This window comes from Rhodopirellula europaea 6C (assembly GCF_000338295.1).
Classification (GTDB): domain Bacteria; phylum Planctomycetota; class Planctomycetia; order Pirellulales; family Pirellulaceae; genus Rhodopirellula; species Rhodopirellula europaea.
The window spans coordinates 1-1,405 of the sequence record NZ_ANMO01000083.1 but is presented as its reverse complement, the minus strand read 5'-3'; the positions used below and the strand labels follow the sequence as shown (position 1 = coordinate 1,405).

Genomic DNA, 1,405 nt, shown 5'->3' with positions numbered 1-1,405 from the left:
CCCTGATAATCCAATCTGTGGTTCTCAGTTAACTTGGTGGATTCGATTCTTTGATTACATCTAATCGCGTGGCCCGGGGCGTCTAACATGGTTTTTACGCCAGGCCTTCGGCAGACCGCTGTCGTTTGTTCAAGCTGCCCTCTGGTGGTAGAATCCTTCGTAGTTCTGGCATCACTCGCTTCGTTTAGGGCGGTGTTGTATAAACCTTCCGTTGTCGGACCTCAGCCAAAGGAAACGCATGACCTCTCTCCCACCGATGGACCGTTCAGTTGCAAGACTCACGACGCTCGATCAGCAGGGTCTCGATTCAGGGGTTCCCGATGCTACACCGACCGAACGCTTGCTGATGGTGTGGCCTCTGACTTTAACCGCATGGAAATTCAAGGAACCGAACGTTGTTCAACCCCGACTTCAAAGACATGTTGCTCGCGTTGTCCGACGCGAAAATTGATTTCCTACTAGTTGGTGCCTACGCTGTTGCCGCGCATGGCCATCCACGTGCAACCGGCGACCTCGATCTTTGGGTTCGTCCCGACGCTGAAACGGCACCAAAAGTATATCGTGTTCTCGCCGAATTTGGCGCACCATTGCACGACCTAACCGTCGATGACCTGGCAACGCCCGGAATGGTCTTTCAAATTGGTATTGAACCATCTCGAATTGACATATTGACTGCTATCTCTGGTGTTGCATTTGATGATGCGTGGGAGAACAAGCTGAACATTGAACTGGATGACATCAAACTGAATGTCATTGGGCGCGATGATCTGATCGTCAACAAAAGGGCCTGCGGACGACCTAAAGACATCGCGGATGCAGAGACTCTTGATCCAAGCGGTTTCTAGCGCGACGGTCCGACAACATGGTTTTTACGCTAGGCCTTCGGCACACCGCTGTCGATTGTTCTAGTCGCCTACCGTTGGTACAATTTCTGGTGGTTCAGGCATTGCTCGCTTCGTTTGGGGCGGTGTCGTAAAAACCTTCCGTTGGCGGACGCTCGTTTTCTTACGCTGCTGGCTCAGACAGCAACACGATCATTTGACGCCCAACGGCTTCCGCATACCGTTCCAATGTTGCGAGCGTCGGATTGGCATCCTCGTTGTTCTCCAAACGCGACAGTGCGGCCCGGTCGATCCCTGTTCGCTCTTGTATGTCCGCCAGACTCAAACCCTGCCGCTCGCGCTCCGATCGCAATGCCGCGACAGCTTGACGCAACGGCGTCCCCTCTTGCTTCAACAAGGCAAGACGCTCCTTCGCGCGTCGCCGGATATCCGGCAGTTCATCGGCTATTTGCTCGCGTACCTTCGCGTGCCGTGCACGCTCTTCCTCGGTTGTTTTTCGATAAATCCGCTTTCCGCGTTCATTCGCCATTGCTATTCCTCCACATCGTAGGCCGTTACCGGGT

General features: G+C 53.8%; 2 protein-coding genes. One reads left to right on the top strand and one right to left on the bottom strand.

All coding sequences use genetic code 11. The features are described 5' to 3' along the window. Positions 1–395: 395 nt before the first annotated feature. Positions 396–845 (top strand): nucleotidyltransferase, encoded by a 450-nt coding sequence (locus tag RE6C_RS06700; RefSeq protein ID WP_008655045.1) that lies wholly within the window; start codon positions 396–398, stop codon positions 843–845. Between the two features lie 160 nt (positions 846–1,005). Here RE6C_RS06700 and RE6C_RS06695 read toward each other — a convergent pair. Further along, on the bottom strand, positions 1,006–1,405 hold a 400-nt coding region (locus RE6C_RS06695), incomplete at its 5' end, for a helix-turn-helix domain-containing protein (RefSeq protein ID WP_236617997.1).